Consider the following 15,105-nt stretch of genomic DNA (forward strand, 5'->3'; position numbering starts at 1 on the left):
TTCCCGCACGCTATCCCGTGGCACCGGGGTGCCTGTGGACCGGTCAGCAAGGCCAGGCTAACCTCGCCCCGTGGGGAAGCCCGGGCGCATGCCCAAGAAGAAGTGCTGCCAGGACAAGCCGCGCTGCAAGCGGTGTCCCCTGCGGGCCCTCGCCGAGGGGACGCTCCCACCGGGCTACACGGTCAAGAAGCGCCGCCTGGTCAAGCTGGACAAGGCGGACAAGGTGCTCGCGAAGAGCACCCGGAAGGCTGCCTGATCGCACCCCTGGCGCGGGGTGCTGAGCCGTGTTCGACACCGTCCTGGTCGCCAACCGCGGCGAGATCGCCGTCCGGGTCATCCGCACGCTGCGCGCGATGGGCATCCGCTCGGTCGCCGTGTACAGCGCAGCGGACGCCGGGGCGCGGCACGTCCGCGAGGCCGACGTCGCCGTCCCGATCGGCCCGGCGCCCGCGGCGCAGAGCTATCTCTCGATCGAGCGGGTGCTCGACGCCGCCGTCCGCACCGGTGCGCAAGCGGTCCACCCCGGCTACGGCTTCCTGTCCGAGAACGTCGAGTTCGCCCGGGCGTGCGAGAAGGCCGGGATCGTCTTCATCGGCCCGCCGGTCGCCGCGATCGAGGCGATGGGCGACAAGATCCGCGCCAAGCAGACCGTGGTGGCCGCCGGCGTCCCGGTCGTCCCCGGGCGGACCGAGCCGGGCATGTCGGACGACGAGGTCGCGGCCGCCGCGGTCGAGGTGGGCTTCCCGGTGCTGCTCAAGCCCAGCGCCGGTGGCGGCGGCAAGGGCATGCGGGTGGTGCGTGCCGAGGCCGAGCTGGGCGACGCCATCGCGGGTGCCCGGCGCGAGGCCCGCGGCTCCTTCGGCGACGACACCCTGCTGGTCGAGCGCTACGTCGGCTCCGCGCGGCACGTCGAGGTGCAGGTGCTCGGCGACGCGCACGGCACCGTCGTCCACCTGGGCGAGCGGGAGTGCAGCCTGCAGCGCCGACACCAGAAGGTCATCGAGGAGGCGCCGTCCCCGCTGCTGGACGCCGCCACCCGCGCCGCGATGGGCACCGCCGCCGTCGAGGCCGCCCGCGCGGTCGGCTACACCGGCGCCGGCACGGTGGAGTTCATCGTCGACGCCGAGCGGCCGAGCGACTTCTTCTTCCTCGAGATGAACACCCGGCTGCAGGTCGAGCACCCGGTCACCGAGATGGTCACCGGCCTGGACCTGGTCGAGCTGCAGGTGCGGGTCGCCGCCGGGGGGCGGCTGCCGCTGACCCAGGACGACGTCGTGCTCGACGGGCACGCCGTCGAGGCCCGGCTGTACGCCGAGGACCCGGCCCGCGGCTTTCTCCCGCAGACCGGCACCGTGCTCGGCCTGCGCGAGCCGGCCGGACCGGGCGTGCGCCTCGACAGCTCGCTGGCCGTCGGCTCGGTCGTCGGCACCGACTACGACCCGATGCTGGCCAAGGTCGTCGCCTGGGGCCCCGACCGGGACACCGCCCGCGCCCGGCTGGTCGGCGCGCTCGGGCACACCGCCGTCCTCGGGGTGCCGACCAACACCGCGTTCCTGCGGGCGCTGCTCACCGACCCCGACGTCGTCGCCGGGCGGCTGGACACCGGCCTTATCGAGCGGCGCGGCGAGACGCTCACCGCCGCCGAGCCGGTGCCGCCGGCGGTGTACGCGGCCGCCGCGCTGGCCCTGCAGCTGGAGGCCGAGCCGGCCGGGCCGGTGGTCGACCGCTGGGACGTCCCCGACGGCTGGCGGCTGGGCGAGCCGGCCTGGACGGTGCGCCGGCTGCAGGCCGCGGGCGGCGAGCAGGTGACCGTGCGGGTGCGTGGCCGCGCGTCCGCCGCCGAGGTGCAGGTCGGGTCCACCGACCCGGTGCCTGCCGAGGTGACCGCGAGTGGCAGTGAGCTGGCGGTGACCCTCGACGGGGTCACCTGCCGCTACGCCGTCGTCCACTCCGGTGGTCAGGTGTGGCTGGCCGCCGACGGACGGGTGGTCGCGCTGCGCGAGCACGAGCGGCTGCACTCGACGGTCGAGGGCGCGGCCGGTGACGGCGCCGTCACCGCACCCATGCCGGGGACGGTGACCCTGGTCCAGACGGCGGTCGGCGACCGGGTCGAGGCCGGCGCCCCGCTGCTGGTGGTCGAGGCGATGAAGATGGAGCACGTGCTGACCGCACCCCTCGCGGGGACGGTCACCGAGCTCGGCGTGACGGCCGGCCAACAGGTCCGGCTCGACGAGCGGGTGGCCGTGGTGACCCCACCGGCCACCTCCCCTGAGCAGGAGACGTGATGTTGGACTACCGGCTCGACGAGGAGACCGAGGCCCTGCGCAAGGTCGTGCGAGAGTTCGCGCAGGACGTGGTCGCCCCGCAGATCGGCGCGTTCTACGAGGCCGACGAGTTCCCCACCGCAATCGTGCGGCAGATGGGCGAGCTCGGGCTGTTCGGCCTGCCCTTCCCCGAGGAGTACGGCGGGTCGGGCGGCACCTACTTCACCCTGTGCGTGGCGCTCGAGGAGCTGGCGCGGGTCGACTCGTCGGTGGCGATCACCCTGGAGGCCGGCGTCTCGCTGGGCGCGATGCCGATCTACCGGTTCGGCACCGAGGAGCAGAAGCAGCAGTGGCTGCCGCGGCTGTGCAGCGGCGAGGCGCTGGCCGCGTTCGGGCTGACCGAGCCCGGCGGCGGGTCGGACGCCGGCGCCACCCGCACCACCGCGCGCCTGGAGGACGGCTCCTGGGTGGTCAACGGGTCCAAGGCGTTCATCACCAACTCCGGCACCGACCTGACCGAGCTGGTCACCGTCACCGCGGTCACCGGCACCCGGCCCGACGGCGGCAAGGAGATCTCGGCGATCGCCATCCCGTCGGGTACGCCGGGCTTCAGCGTCGGCAAGCGGTACTCGAAGGTCGGCTGGAACGCCTCGGACACCCGCGAGCTGTCGTTCAGCGACTGCCGGGTGCCCGCGGAGAACCTGGTGGGGGAGCGCGGCCGCGGCTACGCGCAGTTCCTCTCCATCCTCGGCGAGGGCCGGATCGCGATCTCCGCGCTCGCGGTCGGGCTGGCGCAGGGGTGCGTCGACGAGTCGGTGAAGTACGCGGCGCAGCGCGAGGCGTTCGGTCAGCCGATCGGCCGCAACCAGGCGATCCAGTTCATGATCGCGGACATGGAGGTCCGCGCCTCCACCGCGCGGCTGGCCTACTACCGGGCCGCCGAGAAGATGCTGCGCGGCGAGCCGTACGGGCGGGAGGCCTCGGTCGCCAAGCTGTACAGCTCCGAGGTGGCGATGGACAACGCCCGCTACGCGACCCAGGTGCACGGCGGCTACGGCTTCATGAACGAGTTCCCGGTGGGCCGGTTCTACCGCGACGCGAAGATCCTCGAGATCGGCGAGGGCACCAGCGAGGTGCAGCGGATGCTCATCGCCCGCGACCTCGGCGTTGGCTGAGGGAGGACCACCCTTCCCCCACGCCTCGTAGAAGGACCCCGTCCTCCCCGCCCTTCGCAGGCTCAGGGCGGGACCCGGGACGGGGCCAGCGGGCCCCTGAAGGGTGGCCGCTCCTGCCCCCCCGCCACTCGCACGCTCGTGGCGGGACGGTGCGGTTGGCCGGTGTCCGGCGATCTCGCCGAGTCAGGTCGTCCCCCAGCACGGCGGTGGGCACCGCGCAGCAAGGTGCGGTCCGGCAGCCGGTCCCAGGGCTATGGTGCGCGGGCGCCCGAGCCCAGGGCAGCCCGATCACACGGGGACGACGGAGCGCGCATGTGCACGGAGCACACCGGCAGGGTGGCGCAGCAGCACCGCGACGGGACCGGGGCCGGCTTCTCCCGGCGGACGGCGCTGGTGGGCGGAGCGGCCGCGGCCGTGACCGCTGCGCTGACCGGCACCGCTCGGGCCGAGGACCGGACACCGCGAGCCCCGAGCTGGGGCCGACGCGGCCTGTGCGACCTCACGTACCCGTTGACCACGAGCCTGCCGATGTTCGTGCCGACCGAGGCACCGTCTCGCCGCACCGTCGTGACGATCGAGCAGAACGGCTACTACCTGCAGGAGTGGCGCCTCTTCGAGCACACCGGCACCCACGTCGACGCGCCGGGACACTTCACGCCGGGCGGTCGCCTCGCGCCCGAGCTGCGGATGGATGAGCTCGTCACGCCCGCCGTCGTCGTCGACATCAGCACGCGTGCGGCGGACGAGCCCGACACCGTCGTGACGATCGACGACGTCCGCGCGCACGAACGGCGCCACGGCCGCATCCCGGACGGCGCCGCCGTGCTCATGCACTCCGGCTGGGGCACCAGGTTCGGCGATCCTGAGGCCTACCGCGGCGCGGACGCGGCGGGGACGCTGCACTTCCCCGGCTTCGGTGCGGACACCTGCGAGTGGCTGCTGGAACGCCGGCGCATCGGCAGCCTCGGCGTCGACACGCTCAGCATCGACCCGGGCGTGTCCACGACCTTCGACACCCACCTCCTGCTCACCGGCGCCGACCGCTACGGGCTGGAGAACCTCGCCCACCTCGACCGCATCTCACCCACGGGCGCCACGATCGTGGTCGGCCTCATCCCGTTCGAGGAGGGTTCGGGCGGTCCCGCGCGCGTCCTTGCCTCCTGGTGAAACCGCGGGCGCGGCGCGGCAGCGCGCTCGGACGCGCCGTCAGGCCGGGGTCGGCAGGTGCTCGGCGGCGACGCGCTGGGCGAGGCGTTCGAGCAGCAGGCTGGCCTCGGCCATGCAGCGGTCGGGGTCCGGCTCGATGTCGGTGAGCGCGGCAGCGGCGTCGATGCCGGCCGCCCGCAGCGCCGCGTCGTCCAGGTCGCGGCGCCCGCAGACGGCGACCACCTCGGGGACGCCGGCCGCCCGGGCCCGCCGGGCCACGCCGACCGGGGCCTTGCCGCGCAGGCTCTGCTCGTCCAGCGACCCCTCACCTACGACCACGAGGTCGGCGCCGGCCACCAGCCGCTCGAAGCCGAGCAGGTCCAGCAGCAGGTCGATGCCCGGCCGCAGCTGCGCCCCGAGGACGGCGAGGGCGGCGAACCCGACCCCACCGGCGGCGCCCGCCCCCGGTTCGTCGCGGAGGTCCCGCCCGGTGGCGTCGGCGACGGCGTCGGCCAGCCGGGTCAGGCAGCGGTCGAGGTACACGACGTCGTCCGGGGTGGCGCCCTTCTGCGGGCCGTAGACCGCGGCGGCGCCCGAGGGACCGGTCAGCGGGTTGTCCACGTCGCAGGCCACGACGACCTCGGCGCCGCCCAGCGCGGTGGCGACCCCGCTGACGTCGACCCGTGCCAGCTGCTCCAGCCCCGCGCCACCGGGCCCGATGGGTGCGCCGTCCGCGTCGAGCAGCTCGGCACCGAGGGCCTGCAGCAGCCCCGCGCCGCCGTCAGTGGTGGCGCTGCCGCCGATGCCCAGGACGACGCGGCGGGCGCCGGCGGCCAGCGCCGCGGCGACCACCTCGCCGGTGCCGCGGCTGGTGGCGGTGCGGGCCGCGCGCCGGCCGCCGGGCAGCCGGGCCAGGCCCGAGACGTCGGCCATCTCCACGACGGCGACCTCCCCGAGCCGCGCGAACGCGGTCTCCACCGGCTCACCGGTCGGCCCGGTCGCGGTGACCGGGACCGCCTCGAACCCGGCAGCCAGGGCGGCGGCGAGCGTGCCGTCACCGCCGTCGGCGACGGGCAGGCAGCTGACCTCCACGTCGGAGCGTCCGGCGGTGAACCCGCGTGCCACTGCCGCGGCCACCTCCGTGGCGGTCAGGGATCCCTTGAATTTGTCCGGGGCGACGAAGACGCGAGGCACCCCGCGATCCTGTCAGGCCGTCACGTCGACCAGCACCTTGCCGATGGCGCCGTCCTCCACCGCCCGGTGCGCCTGCGCGGTCTCGGCCAGCGGGAAGACGTGCAGCGGCAGGCCGGCGTCCGCACCGACCCGCACCGCGCCGTCCAGGACGGCGGCGTTGACGTCCTCCACGCCGATCGCCTTGGCGCGCTCGGGCTCGGTGTAGACGAGGACGAACTGCCAGCGCGCGTTGGCGTTCATCTGCGCGCGCACCGGCACGGTCACCTCCGCCCCGCCGTCGTCGGCGTACATGGCCACCGCCCCGTGCAGGCCGATCACCTGCGCGTCGACGGCGGCGTTGGTCGCGGCGGAGACCTCGACGATGGCGTCCACGCCCTTCGGGGCGACCTTGCGCACCTCGGCGACGACGTCCTGCTCGCGGTAGTCGACGACGTGCGAGGCCCCGGCCGCCGCGGCCAGCTGGGCCTTCCGGGGGCTGCTCACCGTGGCGATGACCGTCGCGTCGGCCCAGCGGGCCAGCTGGATCGCGGCGTTGCCGACCGCGCCGGCCCCGCCCTGCACGAGGACGGTCGAGCCGGTCAGCGCCCCGGGGCCGAGCCGGTCGGGCAGCGACTCGGCCACGGTCAGGCAGCGGTGCGCGGTGAGGAACGGGATGCCCAGCGCCGCGCCGAGCTCGAACGAAGGCCCGGCGCCGAGCAGGACGACCTGCCGCGCGGGGACGACGGTGTACTCGGCCGCCGTCCCGTGCGGGCGCTGCCAGGCCGCCTCCCAGACCCACACCCGCTCGCCGACCAGCACCGGGTCCACGCCCTCGCCGACGGCGTCGACGGTGCCGGAGCCGTCCTGGTCGGGAATCTGGCCGTCGGCGCCGGGCGGGTTCGCGCGCCGGGACTTCCAGTCGGTCGGGTTGACGCCGGAGCAGGCCAGCCGCACCCGCACCTCACCCGGGCCGGGCTCCGGGGTGGGGCGCTCGATGAGCTCCAGGACGTCGGGGTCGCCGTTCTCGGTGTAGACGATGGCTCGCACCGTCCCGTCCTACCCGGTCCTGCTCCGGCACGCGCGGTCGGCTCAGGCGAGGTTGAGCTGCCAGGAGACGCCGAAGCGGTCGTTGACCCAGCCGAACCGGCGGCTGAAGCCGTGGTCGCCGAGTTCCATCAGGACGGCGCCGCCCTCGGACAGGCCCGCGAACAGCCGCTCCTGCTCCTCCTCCGACGCCGTCTCGACCCAGATCGAGAAGGACGGCGTGAAGGTGAAGTCGTGGACCGGGGGGCTGTCGAAGCAGCGGAACTCCTGGCCCGCGATGGTGAAGGTGGCGCTCTGGACCGTGCCCTCGGCGCCGGGACCGTCGGCTCCCCACCGGGTGAGGTCCACGACGCGCGCGTCGGCGAACAGCGACGTGTAGAGGTCGAGCGCCGGCCCCGCGTCGCCCTGGAACATGAGGAATGGGATCACCTGCTTCGCCATGGCGGTCACCGTAGGGGGACCTGCTGACGGGAGTGCTCAGCGCAGTCGGTCGGCGACCGCGGCGAGGTAGTCGTCGACCCTTCGGAGGTCGGGCTCGTCTCCCGCTGCGATGACGAGGACGACCACCTCCTCGGCGTGCACGAGGCGGGTCTCGTCCACGGCCGGTCCTGGTCCGGAGACCGCGGTGCGGATGGTGACGCCGCTCCACCCCGACCCGGTCCAGCCGTCCACCGTTCGTGCACCCGCGCCGCCGCCTGGGGAGGGCGGTGCCGACGTGCAGTCCGGTGCCTCCATCTCCGCCTGACCGAGGATCGCCTCCGCGACCATCGGCGCCGACGTGGCCCAGGCGTAGGCGTACAGGGCCATCTCCTCGGAGGCGTAGCCGCGGGTCACCGGCTCCCCGAGTGCGGGGTCCAGGCGCGGTGCCCGCGTGCCTGGTGCCGTCGTGCAGAGCTGCCATGGCGGCGGCGGTGGGTCGACCGGCCGGAGACCGGGGAGCTGCACCGACAGCGCGGCCTCGAGGTCGGGCGGCCCGCCGGGGGAGGCGGTCCCCGCCACGGTCGAGGTGCAGGCGATCAGCACGCCGACGACCGCAGCCACGGCCCATCCCACCGCCGTCCGCATCACCGTCAGGTACCCCGCAACCAGCGAGCACGCGGTCCTGCGGTTGCCGGTCGCCGTCCCGGCTGTTGGGGTTGCGGGGTGCTCGTCCCGCGCTCCGGCGTCCTGCCGGCGCCGGTGCGCCGGACCCTGCTCTACCGACAGGCCACCGGACACCTCCCGCCGCTCCTGCGACCACGGACCTTCACCGAGAAGCTCAACTGGCGAATCACGCTCGACCGACGCGACCTGCTCGCGCCCACCTGCGACAAGCTGGCGATGAAGGAGCACGCCCGCCGGCTGGCACCGGGCCTGGTGCGCGTCCCGGAGACCCTCTGGGCCGGGACCGACGTCGGCGAGCTGGCGGACGTCGAGCTGGCCGACCACTGGGTGCTCAAGCCCAACCACTCCTGCATCCGGCGGCTGTTCGGCCGCGGGCCCGCTGACGTCGCCGACCTGCGCCGGCGCACGGCCGGCTGGGTGCAGGAGCGGTACTGGCGCAAGAGCGAGGAGTGGGCCTACCGGCGGGCGCGGCCGTGCCTGCTGGTCGAGGAGTTCATCGGCGTCCCGGGCGTGGTGCCGGCCGACCTCAAGGTGGTGGTCGTCGGCGGCGAGCCCCGGCTGGTCGAGCTGCACACCGGCCGGGACGACGACCACGGCACCCGGCTCTACTCCCCGGAGTGGGAGCCGCTGCCCTGGACGATCGGCTACCGGCCCGGTCCGGACGCCGACCCGCCCGAGCGCCTGGAGGACCTGCTCAAGGCGGCCACGGCCCTCGCCGACGGCTTCGACATGCTGCGCGTCGACTGCTACGAGGTGGACGGCGAGCTGTGGTTCGGCGAGCTCACGCCCTACCCGGGGGCGGGGCTGTCCCCGCTGGAGCCCGATCTCGACGCCTGGCTCGGCGCGACCTGGACGCTCCCGCCGCTCCGCCACACCCGCGGCTGACCCCGGCGAGATCGGCGATCTCGCCGGATCTCACCGGGGTGATCGACAGGTCCAGGCGCCGCGGCCCTCCTCGGAGCGGGCCGTGGCTAGCCGCTCCGCCGACGGCGTGCCGTAGTCGGTCGTGCGCTGGCGGCCGGGCCGGCCGATCGACGCGGCGATCGCCTCCAGCTCGGCGATGGTCTTCAGCGAGCCGTTCTCGCTGCCGGCCATCCGGCTGATCGTCGTTCTGTCGTCGCGAGGAGGCGCCTCGGAGTACCGACCTCCGATCAGAGATTAGAGAAGCTTTTCACTCTGGCCGCTTCCCCGGCTTCGCTCCGTTGTGCCGCGATCGCCTGCTCGAGGGCGTACCCGACCTCGTCCGCGAAATCAGGGCCGAGCGCCTCGAGCCTCCTGCGAGCCCGTCTTTCATCGGCAGCAACCCACCGCGCGACTTCGGCCGTCCTCAAGGTTGGCCAGACAACGATCTTCTCAGCCATTCGACGCTTCAACTCCTCGGGACCTTCCTTGGCTCGCGAGGCGATGTCCACCCTGATGAACTCCAGCACCCAAGCAATGTCGCGCAGAGCTGGCTCCGTTCCAGGACTCCGGGCGAAGACTCTGTTCCGACGGAGCAACTTGAAGGTCCGGGTCAAGAACCCCGGAGTCCTGAACGATTCGAACAGCCGGACCACATCCGAAGCCCCCACTGAAGTTGGTGTTCGTCGGTGGTAACGGCGGTATTGGTACAGGTCGAGCGCGAGACGGACCAGTTGCACGACCGCTGCGATGGCGGCGGCCGCCAAAAAGACGCCAAATACTACGATCGCCGCCGGGGCGACGTACTGGCGGCCGACGTCAGTATTTGACATCAAGATGAGGGTGAAGATCAAGCCGACTCCGAGCGCTGTGATGTATGCCACCCTCAGTGCCACGGTCTTCCAGCCCCAGCGCTGGAGGAGCTTGTGTATCGCCCTCGTGACGAGGCGCGCTACGAGCAGCTGTGGAAAAGCGTAGGCGAGGTTTCGATCCTGCAGCGAATTGAAGCGCACGACCGTGATGACCGAGGGTGCCCAGGTGAAGAGGTATGCAAGCGCCAGGGTCAGCCACAGCCCGTTGGGCACGATACCGATCATGAGGATTCTCGTGATGAACAGACCATAGGCCACCATGATCGTGTCAAACCAGGACGTCCTACCCGCGAGCCCGCGCAGAACCCGCATCAGTGTTGGCAGGGCGTGTCCACTGACCGTCCATGCGAAACCAGTGGTCCCACGGAGCACCGTGAATCCCAGGTATGACAAAAGCGAAGCTAGGATGACCGTCGCGGGGTTGACTCCCGAGGTCAGGAGCAGCGCACCCCATAATGCGTGAGCGAGAAGGTCGGCGATAGGCGCGATCAGGAGCAGTCGCATTGCATTCAGAAAGGGGGCGGAGGGGTTCAGGTTCGAGACCTGCGCCTTGAGGGCGGGCCACTCCTGGCGTAGTCGTCCTCCGCTCGCGAAAGTTACCAGGCCGAAGCAGACTGCCTGGGAGACGTCCTCGGGCAGCGGTTTGATTCTTCCGATCTGGCGAAAGGCGGCTTCGCGGAGCCACGAACTCCCCGTGGCGAACGAAGTGCGGATCAGGCTCAAGAGGACGTGATCCGGTGCGGTTCCAGCGACGTCCAGGGCCCACTTCCTATCCGTGATGATCCCGACGGTATTTGCGCCTGAGAGCACACGACCCGCCTTGTCTCGAATGACGTCCGACTGGCTGTTGGGGGCGGTGGCAAGGCCCGCGTCCAGTAGTGCTAGTAGATGTATAGCTCGTGGCGGCCACGCGAAGGGGTCGGAATGGGCGAGGTCGCTCGCCTTGTCGACCGTGTCCGGCACCGGCGGGAGCTGCTCCACGAGCTCATCCATCAGCCTATTGGCCGTGGCGATGAGTTTGACGGTTTGAGTAGGTGGATGCATCTGGAGCACCGTGACGGCGGTTTCGCGCCATCTGCCATCCGTCAGGAGCGCTGCCTCAGGGACGATGGTCGGGTTCTTGAGAACGAGACAGGTAGCGAAATACTCCTGAAAACGACGGTGAGAGAAACTGAGCGGTGGATTCTCGATCTGATGATGTGACGGCTCGGATCGCGCCAAGCGGATGTACCGGAGCGCCCTGGCCACGCGAGTCGCCTCATCCGCCGACTCGAGGATGAAGTGGTTGCGGGCCATGGAGGCCTCCAGGTCCGGCAGCGCGACGCTCAACCCCACGCCTGTGTCCGCTGCCATGCAGAAGGCAAATTGTTCCGCGACCTCCCGGATCCGGGCCTTCGAGATGCCGAAGATCCGGTCCGCTTCCCCCCCGTCCTCAAAGGCTCGAACCACGTGCGACTCGAAGACTGCGTGTGTTGTATCGGGGAACGCCCGTTCATGCTCGACGAACTCGCACAGCAATCCGAGGAACATCGGGTTGTCTGCGAGCCTGCGTACATCGCTCGACGCGTTCGGTAAGTGGGTTCGCAGCAGCCGAGTCGCCTCCGGGTCAAGATTGGCGCGCTTTATGAACTTTCGTCTGCGGGACTCCGATAGACTGACGAGGTAGAACCGTGGCCAGGGGAGATCGTCCGTCGGCCCTCTGTACTCGCGTGAGGCGAGGACGCCCCGACAGCGGGAGGCTCCGTTGAAGAAGGCGGCTATGGCGTTGGCATACTTGTGGATCGTCTGATCCACTTCGACGGCGCCGAGCAGTTCCGGGATCTCGTCGAAGCCGTCCAGCAGCAGAAACCAGTGACCGGAGTCGAGTCCATCGTCGAAATGCTCGCGAAGATATCTCGTCTGCCTGGCGTCGTTCAGATCGGACACCGCGTCCAGGATGTAATGCTTGACATCATCGGCACCGACGTGTTCACCTGCGGGCCTGAAATCCTTCAAACTGACATAGAGCGGAAGGCGCGTACGGTGCCCGGCCTTCTTGGCTCGTCTTGCCATGTCGAGGGCCACATGACGAAGCGCGACACTCTTGCCGCTCCCGGGGTCTCCCTGCAGGAGGATCTGAGGATGCTTGCTCGTCCTCAGGGCCTTCCCAAGGGTTCGTTCCCGCCGTCGGCCGCCGGTGGAGAAGAGAAGTCGCGGAAGTAAGCCCACACCCTTCCGATCCCCCTCGGCTTCGACTTCAGCTTCAAGCTCGGTGTATCTACGGTCAGTCCATTCAGCGTTCTGGTCGATCTGCTCGATCCGGCCGATTATCGAGTCGATGAAAATAGCTCTTCGCGCAGCCTCGTGCCGTCGTTTGCCTATCTGTAGACCGGCGATGAGCTTGCCCATGTAGCTCAACGGTTTGCCCAACCAGCTCAGGCCGGTGAAAAGGACCCCGAGGGCAACCAACACGGTGACGACCGTCAGGAGCCAATCGGCCACTGATGCCGGCAGGTATGGCTCTATCGCCTTGAACGCCTTCTCCAGATCCTCCACCGCGGCCCCCTCCGAAGTGGGCCGACGGTACTGGTTCCTGCGCTGGGACGGAGCGAGCGGGAGCTCGGCGCGTTGGCGATTGCGACGCGGAGCAGCAGTAGGACCTTGATCGCGCGGCATGCGTATCCGCGGCGGCCTCAGCCCGCCTACGTCGTCGTGGTCGGTGTCGCCAGAACCGACAGGTCGAGGGCGCGGCGGCCCTCCTCGGAGCGGGCGGTCGCCAGCCGCTCCGCCGACGGGGTGCCGTACTCCGTCGTCCGCTGCCTGGCCGGTCGGCCGATCGCGGCGGCCACGGCCTCCAGCTCGGCGATCGTCTTCAGCGAGCCGTTGGTGCTGCCGGCCATCCGGCTGATCGTCTCCTCCATCAGCGTGCCGCCGAGGTCGTTGGCCCCGCCCTGCAGCACCGCCTGCGTGCCGACGTCCCCGAGCTTCACCCACGACGTCTGGATGTTCGGGATCCGCCCGTGCAGCAGCAGCCGGGCGACGGCGTGCACGGCCCGGTTCTCCCGCACCGTCGGCCCGGGGCGGGCGACGCCGGCCAGGTAGATCGGCGAGCTGTGGTGCACGAAGGGCAGCAGCACGAACTCGGTGAAGCCGCCGGTCTCGTCCTGCACCCGCGCCAGCGTGCGCAGGTGTGCCACCCAGTGGGCGGGGGTGTCGACGTGGCCGTACATCATCGTCGACGTCGTCGGGATGCCCACCCGGTGAGCGGTGGTGATGATCTCCAGCCAGGTCGCCGTCGGCAGCTTGCCCTTGGTGAGCACCCAGCGGACGTCGTCGTCGAGGATCTCCGCCGCCGTCCCGGGAACGGAGTCGAGACCTGCCTCGCGAGCCGCCGTCAGGAAGTCGGTGAACGACAACCCGGTGCGGGCCGCGCCGTTGACGATCTCCATGGGGGAGAAGGCGTGCAGGTGGATGCCGGGCTGCCGGCGCTTCACCTCGCGGGCGAGGTCGAGGTAGGCGGTGCCGGGCAGGTCGGGGTGGATGCCGCCCTGCATGCAGATCTCGGTCGCACCGGCCGCCCACGCCCGGTCCACGCGCGCCCCGACCTCCTCGAGGGACAGCGTGTAGGCGTCGGCGTCGGTGCGCCGCTGGGCGAAGGCGCAGAACCGGCAGCCGGTGTAGCAGACGTTGGTGAAGTTGATGTTCCGGTTGACGACGTAGGTGACGTCGTCGCCGTTGACGTCCCGGCGGACGGCGTCGGCCAGCGCGCACAGCACGTCGAGGTCCGGGCCGCCCGCGCCGAGCAGCGCCAGGTACTCGGCGTCCGACAGCCCCGCGGGGTCGGTCTCGGCGTGCCCCAGCGCGGCGCGCACCGTCGGGTCGCCGGCGGCGAGCGCGGTCGAGTGCCCGTCGCGGGCGCTCTCGGTGCGTGAGCGCAGCTCGGCCCAGTCGCCGTAGACGGCGTCGAAGTCGCCGCGCCGGTCGCCGGTGCGCCCGGTGGTGTCGACCTCGACGTGCAGGTCGGTCCGCCCGGACGACGTCCACGCCTCGTCGGGCTCCTGCCACGGCAGTCCTGTGGGGATGCGTCCCTCGACGGCGAGGCCATCGGGGCCGGCGAGCGCGGCGACGTGCGGGCGCACCCGCGGGTCCAGCCACGGCTCGGGGGAGAGCACGTACGGCGGCTGCGCGGCCAGCCGCTCGCGCAGCTCGAACCCGGCCTCGGCGGTGAGCGCGGCCAGCTCGTCGGTGTTGGGCCACGGCCGCTCGGGGTTGACGTGGTCGGGGGTGAGCGGGGAGACGCCGCCCCAGTCGTCGACGCCGGCGCGCAGCAGCAGGCCGAGCTCGGTGGAGTCCGAGAGGTTCGGCGGCGCCTGCACCCGCGCCCCGGGGCCGAGCAGCAGCCGGGTGACGGCGACCGCGGCGACGTACTCCTGCAGCTCCAGGTCGTCGTGTGCGGCCATCGCCGTCCGCGGCTTGGCGCGGAAGTTCTGGACGATGACCTCCTGCACGTGCCCGTGCCGCTGCGCGGCGGCCCGGATCTGCAGGACGGCGTCCACCCGCTCGGCGTAGTCCTCACCGATGCCCAGCAGCACACCGGTGGTGAAGGGGACGGCGGAGCGGCCGGCGTCCTCCAGCACCCGCAGCCGGACGGCGGGCTCCTTGTCGGGGCTGCCGAAGTGCGGGCCGCCCCGCTCGGACCACAGCCGGGTGGCGGTCGTCTCGAGCATCATCCCCATCGAGGCGGAGACGGGCTTGAGCCGCTGGATCTCCTCCCAGCTCAGCACCCCGGGGTTGAGGTGGGGGAGCAGCCCGGTCTCCTCCAGCACCCGGATCGCCATGGCGCGCAGGTAGGCCGGCGTGGAGTCGAAGCCGTGGGCCTCCAGCCACTCGGCCGCGACCGGCCAGCGGTCCTCCGGGCGGTCGCCGAGGGTGAACAGCGCCTCCTTGCAACCCAGCGCGGCACCGGCCCGGGCGATGTCGAGCACCTCGTCGGGAGAGAGGAACGGCGCCTTGCCCTGGGCGCGCAACTGCCCGGGCGTGGTGACGAACGTGCAGTAGTGGCAGCGGTCGCGGCACAGGTGGGTGAGCGGGATGAACACCTTGCGGCTGTAGGTCACCACTCCCGGCCGCCCGGCGGAGGCGAGCCCCGCGTCGCGGATCCGGCCGGCCGCGGTCAGCAGCCGGTCCAGCGGCTCGCCCTCGCCCAGCCCTCGGGCGTGCAGCACCGTCTCGGCCTCGACGGCGTCCAGGGTCACCCCGCGCTCGGCGCGGGTGAGGGCACGGCGGACGGCGGACTCCGACGGGTTCAACGGCTCGCTCATCGGTCCCGACGCTAGTTGAAGGACCCCCTCGCCCCCCAGCCGCTCGCACCCCCGCGGCCGGCCCCCGCAAAGGCGACTGCCCGTCCCCTCACCGTGGAAGGCCCCCGTCCTCCCTGCCCTTCGCCAG

The 15,105-nt window shown here is 71.9% G+C and carries 12 protein-coding genes; 5 read left to right on the forward strand and 7 right to left on the reverse strand.

Annotated features, from left to right (window positions below; genetic code table 11):
• The first annotated feature begins 70 nt into the window (after positions 1-70).
• The 4 genes from GOBS_RS07255 (at position 71) to GOBS_RS07270 (ending at position 4,606) form a co-directional block, all read left to right on the forward strand.
• Positions 71-256 (forward strand): hypothetical protein, encoded by a 186-nt coding sequence (locus GOBS_RS07255; protein WP_041241382.1) that lies wholly within the window; start codon positions 71-73, stop codon positions 254-256.
• Positions 257-284: 28 nt separating this feature from the next.
• Positions 285-2,285: an ATP-binding protein gene (locus tag GOBS_RS07260; RefSeq protein WP_012947643.1), complete on the forward strand. Its 2,001-nt coding sequence runs from the start codon at positions 285-287 to the stop codon at positions 2,283-2,285.
• Positions 2,285-3,439: an acyl-CoA dehydrogenase family protein gene (locus GOBS_RS07265; RefSeq protein ID WP_012947644.1), complete on the forward strand. Its 1,155-nt coding sequence runs from the start codon at positions 2,285-2,287 to the stop codon at positions 3,437-3,439. Before GOBS_RS07260 ends, GOBS_RS07265 begins: the two co-directional genes overlap by 1 nt.
• A gap of 312 nt (positions 3,440-3,751) precedes the next feature.
• Positions 3,752-4,606: a cyclase family protein gene (locus GOBS_RS07270; RefSeq protein ID WP_012947645.1), complete on the forward strand. Its 855-nt coding sequence runs from the start codon at positions 3,752-3,754 to the stop codon at positions 4,604-4,606.
• A gap of 39 nt (positions 4,607-4,645) precedes the next feature.
• On the opposite strand, the gene GOBS_RS07275 is transcribed toward GOBS_RS07270, so the two are convergent.
• Genes GOBS_RS07275 through GOBS_RS27215 form a run of 4 tightly spaced genes read right to left on the reverse strand, consistent with a single transcriptional unit; the run spans position 4,646 to position 7,843 of the window.
• Positions 4,646-5,779, reverse strand: coding sequence for a glycerate kinase (locus GOBS_RS07275; RefSeq protein WP_012947646.1), 1,134 nt, complete (start codon positions 5,777-5,779; stop codon positions 4,646-4,648).
• A 12-nt stretch (positions 5,780-5,791) separates the two neighbouring features.
• The gene (locus GOBS_RS07280) at positions 5,792-6,805 is read right to left on the reverse strand and encodes an NADPH:quinone reductase (RefSeq protein WP_012947647.1); all 1,014 of its coding nucleotides are present in this window, start codon (positions 6,803-6,805) and stop codon (positions 5,792-5,794) included.
• Between the two features lie 42 nt (positions 6,806-6,847).
• Positions 6,848-7,243, reverse strand: a complete 396-nt coding sequence (locus GOBS_RS07285; RefSeq protein ID WP_041241991.1) for a VOC family protein — start codon at positions 7,241-7,243, stop codon at positions 6,848-6,850.
• 36 nt (positions 7,244-7,279) lie between these two features.
• Positions 7,280-7,843: a hypothetical protein gene (locus GOBS_RS27215; protein ID WP_166487321.1), complete on the reverse strand. Its 564-nt coding sequence runs from the start codon at positions 7,841-7,843 to the stop codon at positions 7,280-7,282.
• Between the two features lie 102 nt (positions 7,844-7,945).
• Between GOBS_RS27215 and GOBS_RS27220 the strand changes: the two genes are divergently transcribed.
• On the forward strand, positions 7,946-8,791 hold the full coding sequence (locus GOBS_RS27220) for an ATP-grasp fold amidoligase family protein (protein WP_012947650.1): 846 nt from the start codon (positions 7,946-7,948) through the stop codon (positions 8,789-8,791).
• A 30-nt stretch (positions 8,792-8,821) separates the two neighbouring features.
• Here GOBS_RS27220 and GOBS_RS07300 read toward each other — a convergent pair whose 3' ends face one another.
• The 3 genes from GOBS_RS07300 to GOBS_RS07310 form a co-directional block, all read right to left on the reverse strand.
• Positions 8,822-9,001 carry a hypothetical protein gene (locus GOBS_RS07300; RefSeq protein ID WP_041241384.1) on the reverse strand — a complete coding sequence of 60 codons (180 nt, stop codon included), beginning with the start codon at positions 8,999-9,001 and terminating at the stop codon, positions 8,822-8,824.
• A 56-nt stretch (positions 9,002-9,057) separates the two neighbouring features.
• On the reverse strand, positions 9,058-12,213 hold the full coding sequence (locus GOBS_RS07305; protein ID WP_012947651.1) for an NACHT domain-containing protein: 3,156 nt from the start codon (positions 12,211-12,213) through the stop codon (positions 9,058-9,060).
• A 146-nt stretch (positions 12,214-12,359) separates the two neighbouring features.
• Complete coding sequence (locus GOBS_RS07310) at positions 12,360-14,978, reverse strand: bifunctional FO biosynthesis protein CofGH (RefSeq protein ID WP_012947652.1); 2,619 nt, start codon at positions 14,976-14,978, stop codon at positions 12,360-12,362.
• Between the last annotated feature and the right edge of the window lie 127 nt (positions 14,979-15,105).

The sequence above is a fragment of the Geodermatophilus obscurus DSM 43160 genome (assembly GCF_000025345.1).
GTDB classification, from domain to species: domain Bacteria; phylum Actinomycetota; class Actinomycetes; order Mycobacteriales; family Geodermatophilaceae; genus Geodermatophilus; species Geodermatophilus obscurus.